Origin of the sequence: Ornithinibacillus sp. FSL M8-0202 (genome assembly GCF_037975285.1) — a bacterium.
Classification (GTDB): domain Bacteria; phylum Bacillota; class Bacilli; order Bacillales; family Amphibacillaceae; genus Ornithinibacillus; species Ornithinibacillus massiliensis.
The window spans coordinates 3,706,234-3,725,516 of the sequence record NZ_CP150248.1; the positions used below are offsets into that span (position 1 = coordinate 3,706,234).

The 19,283-nt window shown below is 36.3% G+C and carries 19 protein-coding genes; 18 read left to right on the forward strand and 1 reads right to left on the reverse strand.

Annotated elements, in window-relative coordinates; genetic code table 11:
* Window positions 1-114 precede the first annotated feature (114 nt).
* The 8 genes from MKY78_RS18755 (at window position 115) to MKY78_RS18790 (ending at window position 7,913) form a co-directional block, all read left to right on the forward strand.
* A complete protein-coding gene (locus MKY78_RS18755; RefSeq protein ID WP_186869811.1) occupies window positions 115-1,182 on the forward strand; it encodes a helix-turn-helix domain-containing protein in 1,068 nt (355 codons plus the stop codon).
* Window positions 1,175-2,704, forward strand: a complete 1,530-nt coding sequence (locus MKY78_RS18760) for an ATP-dependent DNA helicase RecQ (RefSeq protein ID WP_339214825.1) — start codon at window positions 1,175-1,177, stop codon at window positions 2,702-2,704. The genes MKY78_RS18755 and MKY78_RS18760 overlap by 8 nt, the downstream gene beginning before the upstream one ends.
* A gap of 1 nt (window position 2,705) precedes the next feature.
* Window positions 2,706-3,281: a CPBP family intramembrane glutamic endopeptidase gene (locus MKY78_RS18765; protein WP_339214827.1), complete on the forward strand. Its 576-nt coding sequence runs from the start codon at window positions 2,706-2,708 to the stop codon at window positions 3,279-3,281.
* Window position 3,282: 1 nt separating this feature from the next.
* The gene (locus MKY78_RS18770) at window positions 3,283-3,591 is read left to right on the forward strand and encodes a hypothetical protein (protein WP_339214829.1); all 309 of its coding nucleotides are present in this window, start codon (window positions 3,283-3,285) and stop codon (window positions 3,589-3,591) included.
* Window positions 3,592-3,753: 162 nt separating this feature from the next.
* Window positions 3,754-4,332 (forward strand): genetic competence negative regulator, encoded by a 579-nt coding sequence (locus MKY78_RS18775; protein ID WP_339214831.1) that lies wholly within the window; start codon window positions 3,754-3,756, stop codon window positions 4,330-4,332.
* 154 nt (window positions 4,333-4,486) lie between these two features.
* Window positions 4,487-5,767 carry a Glu/Leu/Phe/Val dehydrogenase gene (locus tag MKY78_RS18780; protein ID WP_339214834.1) on the forward strand — a complete coding sequence of 427 codons (1,281 nt, stop codon included), beginning with the start codon at window positions 4,487-4,489 and terminating at the stop codon, window positions 5,765-5,767.
* 89 nt (window positions 5,768-5,856) lie between these two features.
* Complete coding sequence (locus MKY78_RS18785) at window positions 5,857-6,837, forward strand: YpdA family putative bacillithiol disulfide reductase (RefSeq protein WP_339214836.1); 981 nt, start codon at window positions 5,857-5,859, stop codon at window positions 6,835-6,837.
* Between the two features lie 20 nt (window positions 6,838-6,857).
* Window positions 6,858-7,913, forward strand: a complete 1,056-nt coding sequence (locus MKY78_RS18790; protein WP_339214838.1) for an LLM class flavin-dependent oxidoreductase — start codon at window positions 6,858-6,860, stop codon at window positions 7,911-7,913.
* Between the two features lie 257 nt (window positions 7,914-8,170).
* Here the strand turns inward: MKY78_RS18790 and MKY78_RS18795 are convergent, their stop codons facing one another.
* Window positions 8,171-9,142 carry an asparaginase gene (locus tag MKY78_RS18795; protein WP_339214840.1) on the reverse strand — a complete coding sequence of 324 codons (972 nt, stop codon included), beginning with the start codon at window positions 9,140-9,142 and terminating at the stop codon, window positions 8,171-8,173.
* Between the two features lie 89 nt (window positions 9,143-9,231).
* Here MKY78_RS18795 and prsW point away from each other — a divergent pair, with 89 nt between their 5' ends.
* The 10 genes from prsW to MKY78_RS18845 all read left to right on the forward strand — a co-directional run bounded on the left by prsW (window position 9,232) and on the right by MKY78_RS18845 (window position 19,283).
* Entirely contained in the window at window positions 9,232-9,870 is a 639-nt protein-coding gene (gene prsW / locus MKY78_RS18800) for a glutamic-type intramembrane protease PrsW (RefSeq protein WP_339214842.1), read from the forward strand.
* A 157-nt stretch (window positions 9,871-10,027) separates the two neighbouring features.
* On the forward strand, window positions 10,028-10,954 hold the full coding sequence (sleB, locus tag MKY78_RS18805) for a spore cortex-lytic enzyme (protein WP_339214843.1): 927 nt from the start codon (window positions 10,028-10,030) through the stop codon (window positions 10,952-10,954).
* An 11-nt stretch (window positions 10,955-10,965) separates the two neighbouring features.
* The gene (gene ypeB, locus MKY78_RS18810; RefSeq protein WP_339214845.1) at window positions 10,966-12,306 is read left to right on the forward strand and encodes a germination protein YpeB; all 1,341 of its coding nucleotides are present in this window, start codon (window positions 10,966-10,968) and stop codon (window positions 12,304-12,306) included.
* Between the two features lie 98 nt (window positions 12,307-12,404).
* Window positions 12,405-13,067, forward strand: a complete 663-nt coding sequence (locus MKY78_RS18815) for a PilZ domain-containing protein (RefSeq protein WP_339214847.1) — start codon at window positions 12,405-12,407, stop codon at window positions 13,065-13,067.
* A 39-nt stretch (window positions 13,068-13,106) separates the two neighbouring features.
* Window positions 13,107-13,778 carry a (d)CMP kinase gene (gene cmk, locus MKY78_RS18820; RefSeq protein WP_339214849.1) on the forward strand — a complete coding sequence of 224 codons (672 nt, stop codon included), beginning with the start codon at window positions 13,107-13,109 and terminating at the stop codon, window positions 13,776-13,778.
* 139 nt (window positions 13,779-13,917) lie between these two features.
* Entirely contained in the window at window positions 13,918-15,042 is a 1,125-nt protein-coding gene (gene rpsA / locus MKY78_RS18825) for a 30S ribosomal protein S1 (RefSeq protein ID WP_339214851.1), read from the forward strand.
* Window positions 15,043-15,360: 318 nt separating this feature from the next.
* Window positions 15,361-15,831 carry an IS200/IS605 family transposase gene (gene tnpA, locus MKY78_RS18830; RefSeq protein WP_339214265.1) on the forward strand — a complete coding sequence of 157 codons (471 nt, stop codon included), beginning with the start codon at window positions 15,361-15,363 and terminating at the stop codon, window positions 15,829-15,831.
* A gap of 201 nt (window positions 15,832-16,032) precedes the next feature.
* Window positions 16,033-17,724: an IS1182 family transposase gene (locus MKY78_RS18835; RefSeq protein ID WP_339214853.1), complete on the forward strand. Its 1,692-nt coding sequence runs from the start codon at window positions 16,033-16,035 to the stop codon at window positions 17,722-17,724.
* A gap of 77 nt (window positions 17,725-17,801) precedes the next feature.
* Window positions 17,802-18,386, forward strand: a complete 585-nt coding sequence (locus tag MKY78_RS18840; RefSeq protein ID WP_339214855.1) for a hypothetical protein — start codon at window positions 17,802-17,804, stop codon at window positions 18,384-18,386.
* Between the two features lie 9 nt (window positions 18,387-18,395).
* Window positions 18,396-19,283, forward strand: a complete 888-nt coding sequence (locus tag MKY78_RS18845; RefSeq protein ID WP_339214857.1) for a YIEGIA family protein — start codon at window positions 18,396-18,398, stop codon at window positions 19,281-19,283.

Here is a 19,283-nt window from a genome sequence, read left to right on the forward strand (position 1 = left end):
CCTCACGATACAGTTATATCTAGTACTTTTTCTATTTTAAAATGTAAATTAGTATTATTCAACTAAACGATAAATGATATGATAGAACTAAGTCCAATGAGGAGTTAAAAAAATATGTATGTTGAAGGAATTTTATTAGATTGTATCGATCGTATTAGAACCAATCGATCCATATTTGGAATATATCATCTCATAACGGGAAAGAAATCGATACAATCTGTTCACGATGCCAGAATTTTTCAATTGGAAAAATATTATGGGATATATGCATCATTGTCACGTCAGCATTTTATACAAATTATTCGTGACATGAAGAAGAAAGGATGGATCATTGAGCAAGGTCCAGATGACTATTATATGATTTCATCAGCTGCTAAAGAGCTCTTGCAGGAGTATTATGATTCATCTGTATATACCAATTTAAATGGGCTGATGCTTTCTGGGAAGGATATTTCCTTCTTAGAAAGACTCTATTTATTAGTTCAAACGTATTCTAATCTACAAGCAAATCATTATTCGTTTATCCCAATAATAGATAATCCGAGTGTTACATATTGGGTAAAACAATTCTATCATCACAACGGTAAAGAGCGGGTGGCGGAGAAGTTGTATCATGAGCTACATCACGTTTTAAGCCAACTATCGAATAAAGAAGCAGTTATATTTGTGGACCGATTAAGTGGATATCAGCACTATGGGATGAGTATCGATCAGTTAGCGGCAAAATACCAATCTTCTCATGACGATATGAAAATTATATTAATTGCAATAACACATAAATTCCTTACGATTATGGATAGAAATCAAGAGAACTACCCTATTTTATTGCAATTAATTGATAAGCCAAACGAGAATAAATTCATTACGAATACCGCGAATCTTACCTATCAATTATATATGAATAACTTTAGCCTGGAAGACATCGCCCAAAAAAGAGATCTAAAGCTAAGCACGATTTATGATCATATTGTTGAGATTGCTTTGTATGACCCAGATTTTGACATTCAATCGTTTGTTTCGCAGGAGGAGCAAGTACAAATTGTGCAAGCAGTAAAAAACAATCAAACACTTAAGCTGAAGATTATTAAAGAAAATTGTAGTCCTTCCATTGATTATTTTCAAATTAGACTAGTCCTAACTAGGTTGAAGGAACTTTTACCGGAGGAAGATTTCCATGTCTAACACATTGTCATTAGAAAAAGAGCTAGAACAGTACTTTGGTTACTCTGCCTTCAGAACAGGCCAAAAGGAAATAGTGGAAGATGTCATGAAAGGAAATGATGTATTAGGGATATTGCCTACTGGTACGGGGAAATCCATTTGCTACCAGTTACCAGCCCGTCTTCTTGAAGGTGTTACACTTGTCGTTTCACCACTTATTTCATTGATGATGGATCAAGTAAAAGAATTGAAGGCAACAAATTTTAAAGATGCTATCGCAATTAATAGCTTTTTAGATTATGAAAAAAGGAAGAGATTATATCGAAATCTACATCAATACAAATTAATCTATGTCTCTCCTGAAATTTTGCAGCAAAAAGAACTACAATTCTATTTGAAAAAACTTACTATCTCATTATTTGTTGTAGATGAAGCCCATTGTATTTCCCAATGGGGTCATGAATTTAGACCGGATTATCAAAAATTAAGACAAGTTCTGCATGTTTTAGGAGAACCACCAGTCCTTGCATTAAGTGCCACAGCAACAAGGGAGGTTCAAGCAGATATTATTTCTTCATTAGATCGCCCTGCTATGGTTAAGCATATTTTTCCGATGGACAGAACGAATATTGCACTCTCTATTATGGAAGTGCAAAACAATGAAGAGAAGATTGAAGTGATTACCCTGCTGCTAAAGGAGAAAAAGGTTCCTTCTCTTATATATTTTTCTAGTAAGACTGCAGCAGAAAGTGTTTCGCTTCTACTTTCTGAAAAGCTTCCCAATCATCGAGTGGCTTTTTATCATGGTGGTATGGAACAAATGGACCGTATTGCGATACAGCAACAGTTCATGAACGATCAAATTGATATTATTTGTTGTACAAGCGCATTTGGCATGGGGATAAATAAAAATAATATTCGCTTTGTCTTTCATTATCATTTTCCTGGTCAAATAGAATCTTATATTCAGGAGATTGGTAGAGCTGGGAGAGATGGGGAGCAGAGTATTAGTGTACTTTTATATAGTAGGCAGGATGTATTTCTTCCTAAACAAATGATAGACAGTGAATTACCTTCAGATGAAGACTTAATGCGGGTATACCGAATTATAAAATCTTACCGCGAAGAGAACCTGTCCCTACCAAAAGAATTAGAAGAAATGCAGTCTTTGATGGAGATTAGTGAGGTTCAATGGCGGTTTATTTCCTCCCAATTAGAAAAAAATGGCATGTTCATAGAAAATGGTTTAAAATATGAGCAAAGTAAAATCGATGAAGCATTTCAACACGTAAAAAAAATACGTGACGAACGATTTATACTAAAACAATCTAAATTATATGATATGTTAAATTGGATTCAATCTAATGAATGTCTTAGAAAAAATTTGTACGCAAAATTTCAGGATGGCTATACAAAGCCTGAAACGTTTTGTTGTAGTTATTGTGGAATGAATATTCAAAGCTTCACCCCTGTGCAAACAATAAATAAACCTTCTATTTCATCATGGGAAAAGAAATTAAAACGTATACTACTAGGAGAATAAAATGAGACAAGCTGAGCTGGCTGATCAACTGACAAATGAACAATTAAGAAGAGCGGTAGTATATTCTCAAGTGTTATTTTTATTCATTTCCATTGTGCTAAGCTTTTTCTTATTTGATAGTTTAGCTGATTGGATAAGCTTATTCCATTTCAACATGAATGAAATGGTTTATTTCGGCATTATGCCGGGAATTATTATTGTACTTATAGATCTTGTTTTAATATCCACCCTGCCTAGTAATTATTATGATGATGGCGGAATTAATAAACGAATCTTTACCAACCTCTCTATTCCTAGGATATTTGTTCTAACACTACTTATTGCTGTTTCCGAGGAAATGCTATTCCGCGGGGTTATTCAAACGACTTTTGGATATTTGACGGCAAGTATTATTTTTGCGTTAGTACACGTTCGATACTTGAGGAAGCCGGTACTACTCTTATCAGTCTTAATGATAAGCTTATTCATTGGATATATGTATGAGGTTACGAATAATTTATTGGTATCGATAATAACTCATTTTGTCATTGATTTTTTATTGGGATTAATCATCCGTTATAAAATTTGGGGGGATTAGTGTGGAAACGAAGAAAAAAGATCATCATGATCAAGCAGAAGAATTAAGATCTATATTGAATGAAGTAAACCAACAGCAGATAGAAGGAGATCTAGCACAACCTGAGAATAATCAGTCTAATTTTGACGCTGATAGTTTTCATGATATGAGTGTATTAAATCTTCCCCCTAGAAAAGAAGTTCACGGAGTTAAGAAAAAAAGAACCCATTTCAAAATAACAAAACCATTTATTAGATTAGCAATAGTTGTTTTACTTTTAGCGGTTTTGGTAATCCTGTTTATTCTAGGGGATGGATTGGAATTTTTTTAAAGCCTTTTTGATCATATCGCCCGAAGTTAAAAGTTAACTTGTATATCGTTCAACAATTTGTTTAACAGCATATAATAATAAAAAGAATCTAGCCGTTTTTGACCGAATGAAGGTCATTTGTTTTAGAAGCGGGATATTTTGTTCATTTGAGGAGGATGCTATGTGCGTATCGAAAGGGTGTCCAGCAGTCAATTTACAATATTTTTAACGTTTGATGACTTGGTAGAACGGGGATTTAACAAAGAGGAGTTATTTCAAGATGCCACAAGCATCCAGAACCTCTTTACAGATGTGATGTATGAAGCAAGTTCAGAACTTGGTTTTGAGCTTGAAGGAAAGTTATATGTGCAAGTGTATATCATGCAGGCACAGGGAATGCATGTTATTGTTACGCAAAATCGCGATAATATAGATTGGGATGAGGATTTCATTGAAATGAAAGTGACACTTGACGAGAGCAAAGAATTAATTTTTTCCTTTGATGATTTCGAGAATATTATACAGGTTTCCTCCTATTTACATTCCTTATCAGTCAGTGGAGGGCAAGTGTTTTTTATGGAAAATCGGTATTATATGCTATTAAAACGAAACGAACTAGGTGGTAATAATAAAGAAAATGTTATTGCACTAATGTCAGAGTTCTCTAATCCAAGTATCGTTACTTCCTATAGGCTTAAAGAATATGGAAAGGTTATTATCCCTTCCAACGCTATAGAAACGATTGTGCAGACCTTTACTTAAATTGTATAATAGTATATAAAAGAAAACGTTTACATTTTTATTAAAATTTAAGAGAAAAAGAGGGGTTTTATATTGCATATTTGTGACTAACGTGTATACTAATCTCTGAGAATAGCTATTATTAATATTTATATGTTCCTTAGGAGGTAAATTCATGGTAGCCGAAAAAGCAGCAGATTCTACCAAAGAGAATAATAAGCAATTGGATGTACTGAACTCAACACAAACTGTTGTAAAAAATGCACTGGAGAAACTGGGTTACCCTGATGAAGTTTATGAGTTGTTAAAAGAACCACTTCGTATGATGACAGTTAGAATTCCTGTTCGTATGGATGATGGCTCAACTAAAATCTTCACTGGTTATCGTGCACAACATAATGATGCGGTAGGACCTACAAAGGGAGGAATTAGATTCCATCCTAACGTAACAGAAAGAGAAGTGAAAGCATTATCAATATGGATGAGTTTAAAAGCAGGTATTGTTGATTTACCGTATGGTGGTGGTAAAGGCGGTATTATTTGTGACCCTCGAGAAATGTCATTCCGCGAGTTAGAAGCGTTGAGTCGTGGATATGTAAGAGCGGTCAGCCAAATCGTTGGCCCTACAAAAGATATTCCTGCTCCAGATGTGTTTACTAATTCCCAAATCATGGCATGGATGATGGATGAATATAGTAGAATTGATGAGTTTAATAGCCCTGGGTTTATTACAGGAAAACCAATTGTTCTAGGCGGTTCACATGGTAGAGAATCTGCTACGGCAAAAGGTGTGACAATCTGTATTAATGAAGCAGCGAAGAAACGCAATATTGACGTAAAAGGCGCTAAAGTAATTGTTCAAGGATTTGGAAATGCTGGTAGCTTTTTATCTAAGTTCTTACATGATGCAGGTGCCATAGTTGTTGGTATTTCAGATGCATATGGTGGTCTATATGATCCAGAAGGGTTAGATATTGATTATCTGTTAGATCGCAGAGATAGCTTTGGTACCGTAACGAAATTATTTAATAATACCATTTCGAACAAAGAGTTATTAGAAAGAGAATGCGATATCCTTGTACCAGCAGCAGTAGAAAACCAAATCACTGAGGAAAATGCTCATAATATCAAGGCTAAAATTGTTGTCGAAGCAGCAAATGGTCCAACGACGATGGAAGCGACGAAAATTCTTACGGAAAGGGGTATTCTACTCGTTCCAGACGTTCTTGCATCTGCAGGTGGAGTTACTGTTTCATACTTTGAATGGGTACAAAATAATCAAGGATTCTATTGGACCGAAGAGGAAATAGAGGAAAAGCTTTACCATACTATGACGAAAGCATTTAACACCATCTATAATACAGCGGAAACTAGAAGAATCGATATGCGACTAGCTGCTTATATGGTTGGTGTAAGAAAAATGGCGGAAGCATCTCGTTTCCGAGGCTGGGTATAATCGATAGAACATGAATTAAAAAAAAGCTCTTATCATCGTATGGATAAGAGTTTTTTGATTTTGACTAAAGGAAGTGCGGGGTAATAGACATGAGAAAAGAAAAAGTCATTATAATTGGTGCAGGGCCTTGTGGACTCGCTAGTGCCATTGCGTTAAAAGAACAAGGTATAGATTCGTTAATAATAGAAAAGGGTAACGTTGTCAATTCCATATACAACTATCCAACACATCAAACGTTTTTTAGTTCTAGTGAAAAGCTTGAAATAGGTGACATACCGTTTATAACAGAGAAACAAAAGCCAAGAAGAAACCAAGCATTAGCGTATTACCGAAATGTAGCAGAAAGACAAAAATTACGCATCAATACGTATGAAACGGTAACATCACTGAGGAATGAGGGAGACTATTTCTCTGTTTTTACGGAGACATTTCATGGTAAGCCGTTAGAATATGTTGCAGAACAAATTATCATTGCAACAGGCTATTACGATCAGCCGAATTATATGAATATTCCAGGGGAGAACTTACCAAAGGTTAGTCATTATTTCAAGGAAGGACATCCATATTATAATAAGAATGTGGTTGTCATTGGTGGGAAGAACTCAGCAGTTGATGCTGCACTGGAGCTTCATAAAGCAGGAGCGAATATTACGGTTCTCTATCGAGGAGAAACGTATTCTAAGAGTATTAAACCATGGATTCTTCCTGATTTCGATTCACTTGTAAGAAAAGATATAATTAACATGGTATTTCAAGCTGATGTTTTGAAGATTACGAATGATTCCGTCTATTATAAAGTACTTGATAAGGAATATCGAATTGATAATGATTTTGTTTTTGCAATGACCGGATATCGTCCTGATGTGAAATTAATCAAAGAAATTGGTGTGAAATTTAATTCTGAAAACGGAAAACCGTTATATGATGAAAAAACGTATGAAACTAATGTAGAGGGTGTATTTATAGCGGGGGTTGTAGCTGCTGGAAATAACAATAATGAGATCTTTATTGAAAATGGGCGCTTTCATGGTGAGAAAATAGCAAGACAAATTGCAACCCGTTTGAAATAGAGGGTAAATGAGCATATAGAATGGAAATAGGTCTTACGTCATTTGTGGAAACAACCCCTGATGTGAATACAGGAAAAGTGATCAGTCATGCAGAGAGAATACGAGAAGTCGTAGAAGAAATTGTGTTGGCTGATGAGGTAGGTCTCGATGTATATGGAGTAGGTGAGCATCATCGAAAAGATTATGCTAGCTCTGCTCCTGCGGTAATACTTGCGGCTGCTGCTTCCCAAACGAAAAACATACGTTTAACTAGTGCTGTTACCGTATTATCCTCGGCAGATCCTGTTCGGGTGTTTCAAGATTTTGCAACAATTGATGCGATTTCTAATGGAAGAGCAGAGATAATGGCAGGGCGGGGTTCATTTATCGAATCCTTTCCTTTATTTGGTTATGATTTAAAGGATTACAATGAATTATTCGATGAAAAATTAGAGCTATTGTTAAACATAAGAAAATCGGAATCTGTATCTTGGAATGGAAAGCATAGGGCAAGCATCGATAATCGTGGTGTATACCCTCTATCAGTTCAAGAGCCTATTCCAGTATGGATTGCTAGTGGTGGAACACCTGAATCTGTTATACGTGCTGGAATATTAGGTCTTCCTCTTGCACTTGCTATTATCGGTGGCAGCCCATTACAATTCGCCCCGTTGGTGGATTTATACTATCGTGCCGCAGCTCAAGCAGGCCATGATCCATCGCAACTGACTGTCGCATCACATTCCCATGGATTTGTAGCGGATACGGTAGAGGAAGCAGTGGATAAGTTTTTTCCACCTACAGAACAAGCAATGAATGTGTTAGCGAAGGAACGTGGCTGGGCACCTTATACTAAAAATACCTTTGATCATGCTAGACAGTTAGAAGGAGCACTTTACGTTGGAGATGTAAAGACTGTTGCAGAAAAAATAATCCTCTTACGTAAAGAAGTTGGAATTACGCGGTTTATGTTACATGTACCAGTAGGTTCTATGCCACATAAAGATGTGATGCATGCAATTGAATTACTAGGGAAAGAAGTGGCTCCAATGGTACGTAAAGAGATTAAACAGTGGGAATTAGAGAATAGCCGATAGTTTTGAAGGATTATATGCTCAAGATAAAAAGATTGGCCAGGAATTAAGTAAGTGTAGGCATCGTCAGTAGGAAAGATATCTCTGTCATGTTCTTGTTTTTAGCTAATATGGAAATAAAGCCTCTGGTAGTAATGAACTACTGAGTAGAAAGAATATAGCGAGGTACTCCCACAAGTGGGGGACCTCGCTATATTAGTAGCTAGTGAAAACAAATTTCTGTAGTCACAGGTTGATGACAACCCTTCCCAATCAATCACTTAAAAGTCTTTTTCAAAAATATCACGTATGACTTGTATATCGGATGTGTTTTCTAATGCAATTAGTAATTTCAAACGCGCTTTTGGACCAGTTAATCCATTGGTGAAAATTACGCCCATTTCCTTCAATTGTTTTCCTCCACCTTCATAAGCATAGGTAGGTTGTACAGCACCTCGAAAGCTTCTTGAAACTAATACAATTGGAATTTGGTCTGCTAAAATCTGCTTAATGGCAGGGATTGTCTCCTTAGGAAGATTCCCTTGTCCAAGCCCCTCAATAACTAATCCATCTGGCTTTCCACTATATACTAATTCAATAATGTTACTATCCATTCCCGCATAAGCCTTCAACAAAGGAACATTTTTTGAAATATTTTCTACAGGGTAAGCCGTTCTTGATGTTAGCTGATGATGAAAGAGTATGGATTCTTTCGTAATAATTCCAATTGGCCCAAATTGTGGACTTTGGAAGGTTGCAATATTACTGGTCGATGTTTTCGTAACATTCTTCGCACTATGAATCTCATCGTTCATGACAACTAATACCCCTTTAGAATAGGCAGCAGGAGATAATACAACACGAACAGAACTGATTAAATTGTATAATGCATCAGAGCCAATCTCATTACTGGATCTCATTGCTCCTGTTAGGATTACGGGCTTTTCTGTATCTAATACCAATTCTAATAAATAGGCGGTTTCTTCTAAAGTATCCGTTCCGTGGGTAACGACAATCCCATCATATTCTAATAAAAACTGTTCGATTGTTTTGGCTAATTCCAACATATGCTTCGGTGTTATATGTGGAGATGGTAAAGAGTACACAATATGCTCATCTATCATGACATCATCACTGAATTTGTATGGGACGTTTGTTAATGGATGTTCGTTTGTCGTATTTACTTCACCCGTTTCTTTATTTTCAAGCATGGAAATAGTGCCACCGGTGTGAAGGATGATTATTTTTTTCAAAAGATACACCTACTTTTCTCATAAATTATGTATTTTCAATCGTTTCGGAACATGGTACGATTGAAATAGTTTGGAAGGAGAAGGTACAAATGCTAGGAATTATATCTGCTGGGGTTGCACCTGCACTTGCTTTAATGTCTTTTTTTTATTTAAAAGATAAAATCACAGAACCGATCCCGCTGATTCTGCGTACGTTCATTTTTGGTGGTTTACTTGTATTCCCAATCATGTTTCTCCAATATGCGTTTGAAAGTGATCAAATCGGTAACTTATTTGTACAATCTTTTTTTGTTGTTGCTTTTTTGGAAGAATTTTTCAAATGGTTTGTTTTTATGTACATTATTTATCAGCATACACAATTTAGTGCGCATTACGATGGGATTGTGTACGCTGTTTCAATAAGCTTAGGATTTGCTACAGTTGAAAATATTCTTTATCTACTAGTAAATGGGATTGAGTATGCTTTTACTAGAGCGTTGTTTCCTGTATCCTCCCATGCATTATTTGGTGTCATCATGGGTTATTATTTTGGAAAAGCCAAGATGTACCCTGTGAATCGAGCGGTCAATATTATTTTAGCATTGATTATACCAATCGCTTTACACGGAATATATAATTTTATTTTAGGATATGTTACGAAAAACTGGGCCTTGTATGTCATTCCATTTATGATACTACTTTGGTTCTTTGGTTTACATCGGGTGAAAATAGCTAGAGCAAGCTCGTAATAATTAAATACGATGAAGAGAAAGGGACTGTTTATAGTCTCTTTTTTTATTTCTCATTATCCTAGTTAAATTTAAAATCTAGATTCGTATGCATAAATTAGCAGTTTCATCAGAAAATAGGTACTACTAGACAAAAATGAAAGTGAGAGGTATCAATATGACATTGAGAAAATACATCCTTTTAGTTATTATATGTCTATTTGCATTTGGACTTCAAGAAACTTACAACCCCAAAGAAGTAGAAGCCTTTACAAATCAGGTCATACAGAAAGGGGCAGTTGGTGATGATGTCATTGAGCTTCAGGCAAGACTTCAGTATATTGGTTTTTATAATGGCAAAATTGATGGTGTATTTGGTTGGGAAACATACTGGGCGTTACGGAATTTTCAAAAGGAATTTGGATTAGATGTTGATGGTCTTGCAGGATTAAAGACTAGGCAAAAGCTAGTTGATGCATCAGAATTTGATGGTAAATGGGTTCATGAACAACTGGCTAAAGGAAATGAATTTACTTACTATGGTGGCACCGATCTTGCCAAACAGACAAAACCAAAGAAAAAAGCTGATGGTGGTGGAACTGCTAAAACACAGCCAAAACAACCAGCACAAAACCAAGGTGGTACGGAGCAACAAGCTCCAACAGAAGGTGATACAGAAGGTGATACAGGCGGTGATACAAACGCAGGTGATACAACGGATACACCAGCTGTTAATGTACCACAAGGCTTTTCACAAAATGATATCAGCTTAATGGCAAATGCTGTTTATGGAGAGGCAAGAGGAGAGCCGTATGAGGGGCAAGTGGCTGTTGCCGCAGTAATTTTAAATCGTGTAGAGAGTGCCACGTTTCCTAATACTGTTGCAGGGGTTATTTTTGAACCTAGAGCTTTTACGGCAGTAGCAGATGGACAAATTTGGTTAACACCTAATGAAAAAGCTAGACAAGCAGTTTTAGATGCTATCAATGGTTGGGACCCTACAGGGGAAGCAATTTATTACTTCAACCCAGATACGGCTACATCGAGTTGGATTTGGGGTAGACCACAAATTAAGCGGATAGGTAAGCATATCTTTTGTAAATAGGGGTGTAAAATATGTTGCGTTGGATATCGATAGTTGTCCTAGCGGTAGGAGTTGTAGGAACTGCTGCATGGGGCTATAAGGAACATCAAGAAAAAAATGCCATCTTAATACAAGCAGAAAATACGTATCAAAGAGCATTCCATGAACTGACTTATAATATCGATCTTTTGCATGATAAGATTGGTACGGCAATTGCTATGAACTCCAGAGAACGATTATCACCACAGCTGGCGGAAATTTGGAGACTGACATCGGATTCATTATCCAATGTTGGGCAGCTGCCACTTACGTTAATGCCTTTTAATAAAACGGAAGAATTTCTATCGAATATTGGAGATTTTACGTACCGAACTGCCATTCGAGATTTAGATAAAGACCCATTATCGGATAAAGAGCTAGAAACATTAGAGAAATTGTATTCGCAAGCCGGAGAAATAAAGGATGAACTTCGTCAAGTACAACATACAGCGATGGAAAACAATCTGCGTTGGATGGACGTCCAATTAGCCTTAGCTACAGAGGATGAACAAGCAGATAACACGATTATCGATGGTTTTAAAACTGTCGAAAAGAAAATTGAAGGATATTCAGAAGGAAATGTCGATTCAGCTATTTCTGGTACCTCCTCAGAAAATCATAGCTATGAAAATATTCAAGGTAAACAAATTAGTGAACAGGAAGCACTGCAATATAGTAAGGATCTATTTAATATAAAAGAAACAAGAGATTTAAACTTAACAGAAACAGGAGATGGGGCAGACGTAGCCTTATATAGTGTGTCATATTCTGAAGGAAATAAGAGTGCATACCTCGATTTAACGCAAAAAGGTGGCCACCCTATTACATTACTTGTCGATAGACCAGTTGGAAAACAAAGTATCAGCTTAAATGATGGGTTTAAAATAGCTGAGAAATATATTCAAGATCATGATTTTGAAGGAATGGAAATGTTTAATAGTAGTCAATATGAAAACATAGGTATATACTCCTTTATTTATAATCAAGATGGTGTCCGGGTTTTTGCAGATGCAATAGAGGTTAAAGTGGCACTAGATAATGGAGATATAATTGGATTGACTGCAAATAATTATTTCTTAAATCACCATGAAAGAGACATTTCAGATCCTAAGCTAAGCTATGAGGAAGCACGAGATTTTGTAAATCCAAATGTAGATATACAAGAAGAGTTTCTAGCCGTCATAACGAATGATCTTGGCGAAGAGGTACTGGTATATGAATTCCTTGGTCTCTTAGGTAATGACACGTATCGTATCTTTATAAATGCGACAGATGGCCATGAAGAAAAAGTAGAAAAATTAAATGGCAAAGAAATAAATTATGCAGGAATTTAGTTCGGGAGAGGCTTTTGTCCTTTCCCTTTTTTTATTTTTTTGTGATAATAAATGGAGAGCTATTGTTTTATTGAATAGATAATGTGTGGGGGAGTAACATGAAGATTGGGGTTTTTTTAACAATTGAGGCGTTCAGTATAAAAACAAATTCTACGGAGAAATATCGTTGTAAGATAGTGGATAAAAATAGTAACTATCTATATGTTGATTATCCAGTTCACATACAAACAAAAAGAACGAATGCAGGATTTAAAATAGGTGATATAATGTATGCTGAGTATAATGGGGAAGACCAATCTGTTTATCGATTTAAAACAGAAGTTATAGATAAACAGAGGGGGAAAATACCTACTTTGGCACTTGTCATACCTGAAAAAGACCAAATAGAGCGAATCCAAAGAAGGCAATATGTAAGAGTAGAAGCGGCTACTGATGTTGCTGTTCATAGTATGGAAAAGAATTTTCCTCCTTTTACAACCGTGACAGTAGATATTAGTGGCGGTGGGTTATCTGTCATTATACCTAAAGGAACTAGCATAATGGAACAGGAGAAGGTAACATTATATTTGGTTCTTCATATGCATTCTGGGGAGTATTCATATCTTGAATTATCCGGTGAGGTTGTAAGGATTATTCATCAAGAACATACTGCCAATATAGCCTCAATAAAACTACATGCTCTCAGTGAACAGGATAAACAGAGTATTGTTCGTTACTGTTTTGAAAAGCAACGAGAAGCAAGACAAAAAGAAATTCAATAGCTAGCATAGGGATTGACAATGAGAGGAATGAATAATGTAATGACAAAAAAAATTGCGATAGCGATTGACGGTCCTGCGGCAGCCGGGAAAAGCACAGTAGCTAAAATTGTTGCAAGTAAATTATCTTATATTTACATTGATACAGGTGCAATGTATCGCGCAATAACATTAAAGGCACTAGAAAATTCTGTTGATGTAAATAATGAACAGGAGCTAGTGGAAATACTTGACACAACAAGTATTAAACTAGTCCAGAGTGAAGAAGGTCAACGAGTTTTACTTGATGATCGAGATGTAACATTAGAGATACGTACAAATGAAGTTACGAATAATGTGTCCTATGTTGCACAGCACCCGAAGGTACGAGAGGATATGGTAGCGAGACAACAGCAACTAGCAGAAGCGCGTGGGGTAGTTATGGATGGTCGTGATATTGGTACGAAGGTTATCCCAGATGCAGAGGTTAAGATTTTCCTAATTGCCTCAGTCGAGGAACGGGCTAAACGAAGACATGTAGAGAATATAAATAAAGGATTTCCATCTGACTTGGAGCAATTAAAGAAAGAAATTGAGAAGCGAGATTTAATTGATTCGGAGCGCGAGGCTTCACCACTAATAAAAGCGGAAGATGCTGTGGAAATAGATACAACCTCACTATCTATTGAAGATGTCGCGGATCAAATCTTACTCGAGGTCCATAAAGTCCTATAATAAACTTGGGAAATACGAACTACTATCATAAAGGTAATATTTGCTTGACAAATAAAGTCAAATATTAGAAGTTATTAAAAGGAAGATTTTTTCTGAAAATATGTTGTTATATCGTTGTATTGGCTAAGGAGGAATTGGAATGAGTGAAGAAAATTTAGATTTACAAGTAGGGGATAAGGTAACAGGAACGGTTGTGAAGATTGAAGATAAACATGTTCTTGTTGATATTGGTTATAAAACGGAGGGTATTATTCCGATTAGTGAATTGTCTAATCTACATATTGAGACGCCTAATGAGGTAGTGAAGGAAGGCGATACGCTATCATTATCTATTAAGAAAATAGAGGATGATGGAGTAGTGCTTTCTAAGAAAATTGTAGACCAAGAATTGGCTTGGGGTGACTTAGAAACTAAATTCCAATCTGGAGAAGTGTTTGAAGTCCAAGTAAAAGAAGTCGTAAAAGGCGGCCTAGTTGCTGATATTGGCATACGTGGCTTTATTCCTGCTTCATTAGTAGAAGCACATTATGTAGAAGACTTTTCCGAATACCAAGATCGTATTCTAACGGTGAAAATCGTCGAGTTAGATAAGGAACAAAACCGTGTTATCCTATCTCACCGTGCGGTTGTAGAAGAGGAACTAGCAAATAAAAAGTCCGAGATTATTCAATCTTTAGAGGTTGGACAAGTGATAGAGGGAACAGTTCAACGCATTACTGATTTTGGTGTGTTTGTTGATATCGGTGGTATTGATGGGTTAGTACATATTTCTCAACTATCACATGATCATGTCAACAGTGCCGAAGAAGTGGTATCTGTTGGGGACAAAATAAAAGTAGAAGTACTTTCCGTTGACCGTGATAATGAACGTATTGCACTTTCTAGAAAGAAAGTTCTTCCTGGTCCATGGGCAGATATTGAAAGTAAAATTAAACCAGGTCAAGTAGTAGAAGGAACGGTTAAACGCTTAGTTAATTTTGGAGCATTTATCGAAGTACTTCCAAGTGTAGAAGGTCTAGTACACATTTCACAGATTGCTAATCGCCACATTGGAACACCACAAGAGGTATTAGAAGTTGGTCAGCAGGTAAGGGTGAAGGTTCTAGATATTAATGAATCAGAAGAAAGAATGTCATTAAGTATTCGAGAATTAGAAGCTGAAGAAGAAGCAAAAGACTACAAACAATACGAAAAGGTTGAAGAGCAATCTAGCTTCCAATTTGGTGACCTTATTGGAGACAAATTAAATAAATTCAAGCAATAACATTCAACTGGAATAATATGTAATGATAATTTCTATGAGCCTGTTTACCCATACGGTGCTCATAAGGAACCCACATAACGTATAGCATTATAGTTGTTAAATAAGGAGGCTGGGACAAAACCCCAGTATTAAAAAACAGGTACTATCCCAAAAAATGGATAGTACCTGTTTTTTTGTGTCATTTGAAAACCCCTGGCTATGCCGGGGGTTCCGGAGAGCTTATAGCGTGGTATTAAAATTAAAAAAGGCCTCTCTTCGTGATAAGATATAGTTGGTTTCCCGACCACTACATCAAATAAACGAAGGAGGCATGTCCCAATGAAGGACAAGAATAGTTTAGCACATACAACATGGAATTGTAAGTATCACATCGTGTTTGCACCAAAATACAGAAGACAAATTATATATGGAAAATACAAACAAAGTATAGGAAAAATAATAAGAGAATTATGCGAGAGAAAAGGTGTAACCATTCATGAGGCAAATGCATGTCGAGATCATATCCATATGTTAGTAAGTATCCCACCAAAGCTGAGTGTATCTCAGTTTATGGGATATTTAAAAGGAAAAAGCAGTTTAATGATATTCGACCGACATGCAAATTTAAAATATAAATATGGCAATCGAAAATTCTGGTGTCGAGGTTTCTACGTCGATACAGTGGGCCGAAATAAGAAGCAAATAGAAGAATATATTAGGAATCAGCTCCGAGAAGATTATATATCAGATCAATTAACGTTATTCGAAGAGTTTGATCCATTCACAGGAGAAAAAAATAGAAAGATATAAGAGATTCTTTAGAATCAGTGCGTGGATGTGGTGCGTAAGGGAAAACCATTCAGTGGGCCTTTAAGGCCAAGGCCGGTAAAAGAGGCTTCAAGCCGCAGAGCAAACCACCAGTTCACACTGGTGGTTTTGATTTGCACACAAAAAGGACACCATTTGATAAAATTAAAGTAACCACACCATAACTTTATCGGAGGTATCCTTATGTTTAAATATTATAACATGAATCAAGTAGTTTTGCCGCTAGATTTGGAAATCAAATTAAAAGAAAATGATATTGCGTTTGCGATCCATGATCTTGTCGAATCCATACCTGATGAAGCTTTCGATGAATTCCTACGTCAAACAGGGCGTCCTGCCTATCATCCTCGTATGATGTTGAAGATTATTTTGTGTGGCTATACCCAATCTGCATTTTCTGGTCGTAAAATAGAAGCATTACTAGGAGACAGTATTCGTATGATGTGGTTGGCTCAAGGTGATGAACCAAGCTATCGCACCATCAATCGTTTTCGTTCCAATCCACTCATTGAAAATCTCTTGCGCGAATGCTTTGTGCAATTTCGGAACCAGCTCGTAGAAAAAGAATTGATTGAGGAAGAAGCAATTTTTATTGATGGAACGAAGATTGAGGCAAACGCAAATAAGTTTACCTTTGTCTGGCGCAAATCCGTTGAAAAATATAGTAACAAGTTAATAGAAAAGTCCAATCAACTTTATAATGAATTATTGGAAAAGGAAATTATCCCAGCTATGGAACTCGAGAATGAGGAAGAGCTCTCCGTTGAGGAAATGAAAGAGATAGTGGAAAAGTTAGACGAAAAGATAGGAGAATACGATGAAAAAATCGAAACTTGTGAGGTTGGGAGTGAACGTAAAAAAATCCGTTCAGAGCGCAAACTACCCAAACAGGCCCGTAAGCAGTTAATAGATTTTATCACACGTAAACAAAAATACCAAAGCGACATGGAGCTATTTGGGGAACGGAATAGTTATTCGAAAACCGATCCAGATGCGACATTTATGCGAATGAAAGATGATTATATGAAGAACGGGCAACGGAAAGCTGGTTACAATGTACAATTAGCTACAGAGGGTCAGTATGCACTCGCTTACGATGTCTTTCCAAATCCAACCGATACACGAACCTTGATTCCATTTCTTAATACAATAGAAGAATCCTTTTTTAAACTGCCAGATTACATTGTGGCGGATGCAGGATATGGCAGTGAACAGAATTATGAAGATATCATCCAAAAACGAAATCGAACTCCACTCATTACATACAATCAATATCGAAAAGAGAAGAAAAAGAAGCACAAAAACAACGCCTTTCATGTGGACAATTGGGAGTACAACGAGGAAGAGGACTTCTATCAATGTCCGAATGGCCGCAACGTATCGTTTCGTTATTATTCCAAACGAAAAGACAGATATGGGTTTACAAGAGAAGTTAAAGTGTATGAATGCGAAGACTGTTTAGGTTGCCCACTCCGTCATCTGTGCACCAAAGCGAAAGAAGGGAACAATCGAAAGATCTACATCAATGAAAAGTGGGAATCACAAAAAGAATATGTACGTACAAAGCTTTCAGACGAGAAGACTGGTGAGATTTATGGGAAACGTAAAATCGATGTGGAACCAGTGTTCGGTTTTCTGAAGGCTAATTTGGGTTTCACCCGTTTTTCCGTAAGGGGAAAAGAGAAAGTGAAAAATGAATTAGGATTTGCGTTCATGGCGGTAAACCTAAGAAAATATACCGCTATGAACATAGTTCAAACACATGAATACAGAAATAATCCAAAGAAAAATGGTTCCAATCATCTATTTTTAGTGATTGGAACCATTTTTCACTTTTTTTGGCTGGTTATGTCCCAGCCTCCTTTCTTATTTTGAACAAATATAGGAGACATCCTCTTTCTTGTTTAAAAACAACCCATCAAAGCAATACTAAAAATGGTGGGTGATGATTGATGGATGGTATCTTTTTTTACTGGTTTGGTTGGTTCTTTTGGGTGATTTTTACCTTTATAGTTCCTAAGAATAAAATACGGACTATTTATGCGATGTGGATATTAATGATTATCGGTTTTTCCAATCTATATTTATCCTTTGATTCGATAGCGTTATCTATGTCCTATTTAACCCTTATATTAGGAGCTTTTATCCTCCTTTCAACATTAAATAGAAAAGGAATCCTCCTCTTTTCAGCATTTACTATGATGATTGGGTATACAAGTTTATTAATATGGGAAGTAAATGCTCCAGTATGGCTATTTATGCCAAGAATCATCATGATACCTATTTTATGTGTATGCTTGGCATTGCTATTAACAAAAAAACTTTATGCTAGGTTCGTGATAAGTGTCATCGGTATTTGTAGTGGTGAGTTTTTATATAGCGTTCTACTATATAATTATTCCATTACACAAGCTATTGGCAGCTTACGATTTCTAGATACACTCTCTGTTATGGTATTCCTGCTTGTGCTTATAGAAGCTATTCATCAAGGAAAAGCTAAACTGTTTTTATTACTCCATAAAACGAACAACATTTGAGGTGGCAAAATGAATGAGTATATGATGCCTATTGTTTTAGGTGTAGTAGTAGGTACGATTACTAGAGTAATTATGCTTCGTACGGATTACCGTCAATATCCAACATATTTACATGGGAAAATTATCCATGTTTCATTAGGGTTTATTGCAGCATCTCTTGGTGCAGTTGCAGTACCAGCGATGATGGAGATGGATTTTACTGCGGTAACGTTTTTAACTGTTGCAGCTACACAATTTCGAGAGGTACGAAACATGGAACGGAATACACTAAGTGAAATTGATGATCATGAGCTTGTTTCAAGGGGAAAGGCTTATATAGAAGGGATCGCAATTTCATTTGAAAGCAGGAATTATTTAGTTATTTTAACAGCCTTTATTACTACGTTATTTTATATAATTTGGAATATATATGCGGCTATTGTTGGTGCGATTATTTGTTTCATTATTAGTAAAATCATGCAAAGCGGAAGTACAATCAAAGATCTTGTTCAAATTGAACATGTGGAACCACACTTTGAAGGGGCTGGATTATATATAGATAATATCTATATTATGAATATAGGTCTACCGGAAAGGCAAAAGGAGATTCTTAAGTATGGTATGGGCTTTATTTTAAAGCCTAAAAATATAAATGTGGTGAATACGATTGCCCATCTAGGTCAAAGACAAGCGATATTACATGATGTATCGGTTTCGTTAGGTGTGTTTCGTGATTCTGGAACACCGGCATTAGTGCCACTTATTAAGCGAGATTTAGATGATGGTAGAATTGGTGTTTTCATTTTGCCGCAAATTAGAGATGTTGAGAAAGCAATTCAAATAATCGGTGCGGTCCCTGTATTGGAAACGGCAATTCGAATGCCTTCAAAATCTAATACCAAAAGGGAGGTCCATTAG